The organism is Hoeflea sp. (assembly GCF_039975035.1).
Taxonomy (GTDB): Bacteria; Pseudomonadota; Alphaproteobacteria; order Rhizobiales; family Rhizobiaceae; genus Hoeflea.
This window is the reverse complement of the sequence record NZ_JBDWHW010000007.1, coordinates 1-8,556: the sequence shown is the minus strand read 5'-3', so window position 1 is coordinate 8,556 and position 8,556 is coordinate 1. Positions and strand designations below refer to the sequence as shown.

Genomic DNA, 8,556 nt, shown 5'->3' with positions numbered 1-8,556 from the left:
TGCGGCTGAGGGAACCGGTCGCATCCAGCTGCGCCGCAAGATCGGGATCGGCTGCGAGTGTTTCCGTGTTTACAGCCTCGACCAACCTGATCAACGTGCCGTAAGCAGGCACTTCATCGCGGTACATGGCCGACATCGCCGCGGCAAAGGTGGCACGAAGTGTGTCGGGCGCAATGAAATCGGTCTCTGACATCGGTCTTTCATCATCTGGACTGGTTTTATCATTCTATTTGCTCATAATAACGGAACGAAAAACAAAAATAATGTGATATTTTAGCCTTAATCAATGCGAGATCGGAATGAATGTCAGTCGTACCCTTGTGCCTGACCTTGTGGTTCTGCAGGCTTTCGAGTGCGCCGCGCGCCATGGCAGTTTTACCCAGGCGGCGACGGAACTGAATCTGACCCAAAGCGCGGTCAGTCGCCAGATCCGATCACTCGAGTCCCAGCTTGGCGTCGTTCTTTTCGAGCGCGTGCGCCGCCGTGTCGTGTTGTCGGCAACCGGCCGGTCGCTACTTCCCTCGGTGTTGCGGCTGCTTGCGCAGTCCGACGAACTCGTCCAGCAGGCCATGGCTTCGGCCGATGGCCGGAGTTCGCTCTCGCTTGCCGCGCTTCCCACATTCTCCAGCCGCTGGCTGTTGCCGCGGCTTGCCGATTTCACGGCGCGGCATCCTGATATTGTGGTCAATATCGCCTCGCATTCGGAACCCTTTGATCTGGCGGAGCAGGATTTCGATCTTGCAATCCATTACGGTCAACCGGTTTGGGCGCAGGCGAGTTGCACCTATCTTTGCAGCGAGATCATTCTGCCTGTCGCCAGCCCGGCGCTGAGCGCCGCGCATCCGGTGACCACCGTCGATGATCTTGCCGGTACGCCGCTTCTGCATCTGGCAACCCGGCCGCGGCAATGGCTGGATTGGTTTGATCAGAATGCAGGCGTTGGTTCGGTTGGCTATCACGGGCACCGGTTCGACCAGTTCAACATGATCATCGAGGCCGCCATCGTCGGTCTCGGCTTTGCCCTTCTGCCGAAATATCTGATTGAGGGAGAGCTGGCTTCTGGCCAGCTCCAGGTCGTGCTGGACCGGCCGATGACGACGGAGAACAATTACTATCTTGTTTCACCGGAAGGAAAAGCCGACTTTCAACCCGCCAAGGTCTTCGAAACCTGGATCCTGTCGCAGGTTTCGCAAGTCAACCGGTAGGACCAATGAAAGGCAACCATAACCGGGCCGCTTTGCTTGTGCGGACTGTGTTCCGAGCCAGTCATGTCGGCGGCGGTCTATGTAGCGCACTTGCGGCACAGGATTTTGAATCAAATCCTGTGTGATCGACCGCCGCCGGTATTTTCAAGGTATCAACGCGACAGGCCAGAGACAGGGCGGGGAGTGTACAGATTTTCCAATCTGCCAACCTCTTCTTCGGTCAGGTCAATGTCCAATGCATCGACTGCGTCGGTAATGTGGTGCGGTTTGGTTGCGCCGATGATCGGCGCAGTGATGCCGGGGCGGCTAGCGGTCCATGCAAGCGCGATCTGCGCCATCGGTACGCCGCGTTCGCTGGCAATTTGGGCCACGACATCAATGATTTTCTGATCCTCGGGCAGATAAAGGCTTTGGGCAAAGGGGTCCTTCCGGCTGCGCAGGCTGTCATCAGCCGCTGGTTTGGTCAGTCGGCCGCGCGCCAGCGGGCTCCACGGAATAACGGCAACGCCCTGATCCTGACACAGCGGAATGATCTCGCGTTCTTCCTCGCGGTACAGCAGGTTGTAATGCGGCTGCATCGACACGAACCGCGCCCAGCCATTGATCTTAGATGTATAAAGTGCCTTGGAGAACTGCCACGCATACATGGATGAAGCACCGATATAGCGCACCTTGCCTGCCTTGATGAGGTCGGTCAGCGTTTCCAGTGTTTCCTCGATCGGTGTCGCGGGATCCCAACGGTGGATCTGGTACAGGTCGATGTAATCGGTACCCATCCGTTTCAGGCTGGCGTCGCATTCAGCTATCAGCGCCTTACGAGAGAGGCCCATGCGATTTGGGCCGCCTTTTCCGACAGGAAAGTGCACCTTGGTCGCAAGCACTACGTCCTCGCGCTTGGCAAACTCCTTTACGAGCTTGCCCACAACAACCTCGCTGCCGCCGACCGAGTAGGCGTTGGCGGTATCGAAAAAATTGATGCCGGCCTCAATGGCCTGTCGGATGAACGGGCGGCTGTCGTCCTCGTTGAGAGCCCAGTCATGGGTGCCGGTCGATGGATCGCCGTAAGTCATGCAGCCCAGGGCGAGGCGGGAAATCTTGAGGCCGGTATTGCCTAGGTTGACATAGGTCATCTTCATTGGTCATGCCTTTCATTATCTGTTGTGAAGAATTGGCTGCGGAGGCCTGCACGCTTACATGGCGGTGCAGAGCCGAGCCGCGTCGTAGATGGCTGCATGAACGTTGCGCGACGCCACGGCGTCGCCGATCCGAAACAGCGAAAACTTGCCGTCGGGATTGCGGCTCAAAGTCTGGGAGCGGACGTTGATGAACGCCTCGTAATCCACCTCTCCCAGATTGGTCGAATGCTGAACGAGATCGAAATAGAGCGCATCGTTTGGCAGCGTTCCGTGCTCGGTAATCACGTGATCCACGATACGTATTGCCGTACGCCCTGAGTATTCGTTGGTCAGATGCGCTGCCAATCGGCCGTTTTCCGAACGGGTAACCTTCATCAGGCGCCAGGAGAGCGTCACCGAAACGCCGAGTTCGTCGAAACTCGCCAAATATCCAGGCGATGTCAGCGGACCCACTTCCGGTGCGATCACCCGGTTGGGGGTGATATACTCGACACTGGCTCCGGATCGGGCGATGGTCTCGGTCGCATCCAGGCCTTGATGGCCGCCCTGATCGTCAAAAACCAGAACCTCGCCGGCGGGTTTGGTGGTTCCTGTCATGATGTCCCATGTATCAATGGTCAGCGCAGCTCCTTCGGCAAGGAAATCGCTGTTTGGCAGTCCGCCTGTGGCAATTACAACCACATCCGGGTTTTCAGCCAGAACCTCCGCGGCTTCGGCATAAACGCCGCAGCGCAGATCCACTCTCAATATTTCCAACTCGCTGACGCGCCAGTCGACGATGCCGATCAGGTCACGGCGACGGTCCGAACGGGCGGCGATCACCAATTGACCGCCAGGAACGCTATTCGCCTCCATCACCGTAACCCGGTGTCCGCGCTCGGCAAGAACGCGCGCAGCCTCCAGCCCGCCGGGCCCGGCGCCGACGACGACAACCCGGAGGCCTGGCTGGGCGCTGCGGGGAGTGACGTGCGGTACGGTCGCCTCGCGCCCGGTTGACGCGTTGTGAATGCATTTGCTGTCACCCGTGCGATGCAGCGCATCGAGGCAGTAGGTGGCGCCAACGCAGGGCCGGATCCTGTGCTCGTTGCCGCTGGCGATCTTGTTGACGAGGTGTGGGTCGGCCATCTGCGCTCGGGTCATACCGACAAGATCCAGCAACCCGTTGGTGACCGCATGCCTGGCGGTGGCGACGTCGGCGATGCGTGCCGCATGCATCACCGGAATTGCAAGGCCCTGCTTGATCCGGCCGGCAAAATCCAGGAACGGCGCCGAGGGCGTGCCCATCGGCGGAATTACCTGCGCCAGGCCCTTGTCGTCGAAAATTGTGCCTTTGATGACACTCAGGAAATCAATGCCTTCGTTCACCAGCGCTTTGACGGCACTCAACCCCTCCTGTTCATTGATGCCGTCAATATGATCTTCGTCCACGGCGGCGCGCAGGCCGACGATAAAATCGGGCCCGACCTTGTCGCGGATCGCGCGCACCACGCGGCGGGGAAACTCCAATCGACGCTCGGGATCACCACCCCAGCGGTCATCTCGCTGGTTGGTGATCGGTGACAGAAAACCGTCGAACAAATGTCCGTAGCTTTCGATCTCGATCCCGTCCAGGCCACCTTGCTGGCATCTCAACGCTGCTGCGGCATAGTCCGCAATGATGCGCTCCAGGTCCCAGTCTTCAGCCGTTTTCGGAACTGCCCGGTGGAACGGTTCGGGGAAGGGCGAGGGGGACAAGGCCGGCAGCCAGTCACCGGTATAATGCGAGGTCCGACGTCCCAGATGAGTAATCTGCAACATCACCGCGGCACCTTCGGCGTGGACGTCATCGGTCAGACGGCGCAGCCAGTCGACGATTTCCGGGCGGTGCAATATCAGGTTGCTGCCGAAGGAGGATGGACTGTCACGCGAAACCATGGAGGTTCCGATCATCGTCAATCCGCAACCTCCCTTTGCCTTTTCGACATGGTAAAGACGGTAGCGGTCCTTGGGCATGCCCTGCTCGCCATAGGCCGGCTCGTGCGAGGTGCTGACGATGCGGTTGCGCAACGTCAAGTGCTTGATCTGGAACGGTTCAAGAAGTGGGTCGGTCTGTGACATTATACATCCGGAATGATTGGTAATTAGCCGCGCATCAGCGATGGAAGAAAGGTTGTGAGCGGTGGAAACAGGATCAGGGCCAGCACGCAGAACAGCAGTCCCACGAGGAATGGCAGGAAGGCGCGGGAGAATTGTCCAAGTGGGCAGCCGGTAATCGCGCAGACCGTGAAAGCCACTGTTCCGACCGGGGGTGTGATGCCGCCTATGGTGAAAAGCAGCACCAGGACCAGCCCGAACTGGATCGGATCAATTCCCATGTTCTGCGCCATTGGCGCCAGCACCGGAATCAGGATGATCATCAGAGACAGTGGTTCCATGATCGTTCCCAACAGCAGCAGAACGACACTGACCAAAAGCATAAAGGCGATAGGCGTGACCGTTGCGGCCTCGAACAAGCCCTGCAGTTTCATCGGCACCTGTTCGTAGGTAACCACCAGCCCCAGCGCGCCCGCCGCCGCGACGATGATCATTATCATGGCGGTGTTGAACGAAGCTTCCTTCAAGATGCCCAGCAGATCGCGAACCGCGATTTCGCGGTACACCACCATCGCCACCAGCAGCGCATAAACCACCGACACAGCAGCAAGCTCGGTCGGCGTAAACACTCCGATGCGCAGACCGACCAGCAGCAGAACCGGCATCAGCAGCGCAAAGAACGACCGTCGACCCGATGACAGCACTTCGCGCAGGGATGCGCGGTGGCTGCGGGCGGCTGCGTAGCCATTGCGTAGCGACAGCCAGTAGACCGTGGCCATCATCACCACCATCATCAACAACCCTACGCCGACTCCTGAAATGAACAGGTCGCCGATCGAAACAGACGCCATAAGCCCATAGATCACCAGACTGATGCTGGGCGGCAGAATAGGCGAGAAAATACTCGAGGTCGCGGTCAGCGCGCTGGCAAAACCCAGCGGGTAGCCCTTGCGAACCATGATCGGTACGAGAACCTTGCTGTCGATGGCCGCATCCGCCGTAGCGGATCCGGACATGCCGCCCAGCAGGACCGAGTTCATGACGTTGACCTGGGCCAGCCCGCCGCGCATGTGACCGACCAGTACTTCGGCAAATTCAATCAGTCGTTCGGCTATGCCACCGCGTGCCATGATGGTGCCCGTCAGCACGAAGAACGGCACAGCCAGCAACGGAAAGCTGTTCAACGCAGTTACCATCCGTTGCACGACAACGATGTCGCTGGCCGGCGTGATGGTGAAATAGACCAACGAAACAACCAGCATCGAAAAGGCAATGGGCACGCCCACAACGAACAAGGAAAGCAGCAAAACGATGAGCAGGGCGATCATTGTGTTTCGGCCTTCTTTAACGTGATCCCGCCGATTTGCAGGGGGTCGGCCGAGTGGACCTCGTAGATGCCGGTGACCAGGCCTCTTGCAGTCTGTACGAGTTGAAGCAGCGCATGCGTGAGCATTCCAGCACAGCCGACCAGCACCGCCAGCGCCAGCGTCCGTCGTGACAAGCCTGTCGCCGGTAGGGCAGAGAAATTTGTATGGGTAACGAAGGACCAGGCCTGCCAGGCAGTCAGTGCCAGCGCACCGACAATGATGAGCCCGGCGAGAGTGTCGAGCCCCGCCAGAAGCCGGCCCGCAAGTTGGTTTCTCAGCAGATCAACCCTGACATGTATCCGGAGCCGCATTGCGCCTGAAGCGGCCAGATAGACTTGCCAGACAAAACAGATCGTCGCCAGTTCCGATGCCCAGATGATTGAATGTCCAAAGACGTAGCGAGCGAAGACCTCGGCGGCCATAACCACTGTCATGACAGCCATCAAAATGCCGGGGAGTTCGTCTTCTATAAACCGGATAGCGCGCAGCATGATGGACCGCCTGACTGGATTTTCGCTAAGACCAGGCCGGCACCGCAGGTGCCGGCCTGGTGCGGTTCATTTTCCGAGGTCGCGAACCTGGTCCACGAGATCGGCCGGCCAGTTGCTGGAACCCGTGTAGAACTCCTTGGTCGCTTCCTGAAAAGCGGGAATATTGGGCATGTGAACTTCGACCCCCAAAGCCTTCATTTCCTCGATGGTCGCATTGGTCTTGCCGGTGTGCATCTCGGCCGCCATCTCACCTGATTTCTTGAACTCTTCGACCAGGATTTCCTGATGTTCCGGGCTCAGACGCTGGAATGAATCCTCTCCCATCGCGTAACCCAGCCATGGGCGGATATGACCTGTGCGGGTCAGGTGCTTGACCACCTCACCCCACTTTGCTGCGCCGATTGCATTGGGCGAGGATTCTGCCGCGTTAACCACGCCCTGCTCGAGCGCGCCATAGGTCTCCCCGTATGTCAGGCTTGTCGGTACGGCACCCAGTGGTACGAATGTTGCAAGCCAGGCATCCAGCGGCGGGAGGCGGATCTTCATGCCGTTCAGGTCACCCGGCTCGATGAAGGCGCGGTCGCCGATAATGTCGCGCGGTTCGTCGAACCAGTTCAACGCGAGGATCCGCAGATTTCCATTGTCGGCCAACTTGTCGACCCATTCTTGAAACATCTCGCTTTTACCGAATTTCTTTGCCTGTTCACCGGTCTCGAACAAGAATGGGCCGCTCAAGATGCCCAATTCCGGCAACCCCTTTTCGGCCGCGCCGGAGGCGTCGACGAAAGCGATCAGATCGGCGCCGGATACTGCCTGTTCAACGGCATCCGCATTGGTACCCAACTGGTTGTCAGAAAAGACCTGGATGTCGAGCCCGCCGTCAGTGCGTTCCCGAATGCGGTCTGCCGTCTGTTTCAAAACCTCGTTCTCGACGGAAGCCGCGGTATAGCCATGCGCAAGCCTCAGCGTGACATCCTGCGCCCACGTCACGCCGGTCAGCGTGGATGCGGCGCAGCCCGTTGCAAGGATTGGAAGCAGCAGTTTGTGCTGGATAAGCTTTTGGATGTGTCGGATCATGCCTTTGTTTCCCTCTAGGTTTAAGTGGAATTTAGCTCTCCAAGGCTCGCAGCATGAGCTGGGCCTGCCTTTGATTGTCTTCTTTCAATGCCTGAACCGCTTGCTCGGCAGAGAGAAACCCCTCTTCCCGAAGTTCGTCGAGCATTGTGATCGTTTCTTTGAGTTTGACCTGTGAGATTTGGTTGATCAGCAGTTCGTAACGCGCAAAGACACGTTCGCGCTGAACTGCGTCCATTGCGAAAACGGTACGGTAATAAATGGTCCGCCAGCTGTCGGTCGCGTCCCACAAATTGCGCAGAAAGCGCAGCAAGATCGGATCATCACAGCTGTCGAAGATGCAGAAGTGAAAGCTCCTGATCCGGCTGGCCATCTGGGCGGCGTTATCGGGGGAAAGCGCTCGAAGGTCACCGAGGTGAAGCGAAAGTTGGGCTGCTAGATCGCTGCCCAAAGCTCCAAGCTCGAACGCCTGCAGCAGAGCGTCGGTTTCGAGCAGACGGCGCATGCGCTGGATCCGGTGCAACGTCTGCGCATCCATCTTGGATACGGAATAACCAGCGCTGCGGATATGCGTGACCAGGCCCTCGGCTTCGAGGATGCGCAACGCTTCCCGGACGGGAACGCGGGACAACCCCAAAGTCTCTGCAAGCTGCTCCTGAACCAGGCGGGCGCCGGGAAGGATGTCGCCGGACAGGATCGACTCGCGCAGCTTCGATGTTGCGTGTTGGGTTGCCGATAGTTTGGTCTTTGGACGTTGCGTCATGAGAGCGCCTTTAGTATCCAATCATTATCTAGGATTGGATCCAATCAGTCATCCGACAAGCTGTCAACGATTTTTTCGTTCTCTTCGAAATGGCAACTGATGAGATCGTCCGGCGCCGGTGTTCAAGTAGATTCTTGGCGAGAAATTCCGTCTCTGGTGCCCATTTTGAGGTGCCCATCCATAAGTCAAATTCTGAAGTTATATATAACTTCTTCACGGGTGTGGATGGATCTGAAGAGGTTCCTACGGAGCAAGGCAATGCCAGCGTTTCGATGCCCTCACAGCGTCCGATCGAGCCCGAGGTAGTGAGCTACCCCCCGCAATTTGGACACTGACATAAGCTACGATTTGCAGTCTGCTGGTCTTCGACGAAAAGGAGATCAGAGATGTCGAAACGCAAACAGCACGCGCCTGAGTTCAAGGCGAAGGTCGCTCTGGAAGCCCTGA

Annotated in this window: 7 protein-coding genes and 1 pseudogene; 1 reads left to right on the top strand and 7 read right to left on the bottom strand. The window is 58.1% G+C overall.

What is annotated here, in order from left to right; all coding sequences use genetic code 11:
* A pseudogene (locus ABJN75_RS00650) lies at nt 1-193 on the bottom strand (DUF1338 domain-containing protein); the annotation flags it as partial.
* A gap of 106 nt (nt 194-299) precedes the next feature.
* Between ABJN75_RS00650 and ABJN75_RS00645 the strand changes: the two are divergent.
* Nucleotides 300-1,205 carry a LysR family transcriptional regulator gene (locus ABJN75_RS00645; RefSeq protein WP_348435852.1) on the top strand — a complete coding sequence of 302 codons (906 nt, stop codon included), beginning with the start codon at nt 300-302 and terminating at the stop codon, nt 1,203-1,205.
* A 152-nt stretch (nt 1,206-1,357) separates the two neighbouring features.
* Here ABJN75_RS00645 and ABJN75_RS00640 read toward each other — a convergent pair whose 3' ends face one another.
* From ABJN75_RS00640 to ABJN75_RS00615, 6 genes are all read right to left on the bottom strand, one after another.
* The gene (locus ABJN75_RS00640; RefSeq protein ID WP_348435854.1) at nt 1,358-2,335 is read right to left on the bottom strand and encodes an aldo/keto reductase; all 978 of its coding nucleotides are present in this window, start codon (nt 2,333-2,335) and stop codon (nt 1,358-1,360) included.
* A gap of 60 nt (nt 2,336-2,395) precedes the next feature.
* A complete protein-coding gene (locus ABJN75_RS00635; RefSeq protein ID WP_348435850.1) occupies nt 2,396-4,438 on the bottom strand; it encodes an NADH:flavin oxidoreductase in 2,043 nt (680 codons plus the stop codon).
* Between the two features lie 23 nt (nt 4,439-4,461).
* Nucleotides 4,462-5,742 carry a TRAP transporter large permease gene (locus tag ABJN75_RS00630; protein WP_348435848.1) on the bottom strand — a complete coding sequence of 427 codons (1,281 nt, stop codon included), beginning with the start codon at nt 5,740-5,742 and terminating at the stop codon, nt 4,462-4,464.
* A complete protein-coding gene (locus tag ABJN75_RS00625) occupies nt 5,739-6,272 on the bottom strand; it encodes a TRAP transporter small permease (protein WP_348435846.1) in 534 nt (177 codons plus the stop codon). The genes ABJN75_RS00630 and ABJN75_RS00625 overlap by 4 nt, the downstream gene beginning before the upstream one ends.
* A gap of 66 nt (nt 6,273-6,338) precedes the next feature.
* A complete protein-coding gene (gene dctP / locus ABJN75_RS00620; RefSeq protein WP_348435844.1) occupies nt 6,339-7,349 on the bottom strand; it encodes a TRAP transporter substrate-binding protein DctP in 1,011 nt (336 codons plus the stop codon).
* A gap of 31 nt (nt 7,350-7,380) precedes the next feature.
* A complete protein-coding gene (locus ABJN75_RS00615) occupies nt 7,381-8,109 on the bottom strand; it encodes a GntR family transcriptional regulator (RefSeq protein ID WP_348435842.1) in 729 nt (242 codons plus the stop codon).
* Nucleotides 8,110-8,556: the final 447 nt, after the last annotated feature.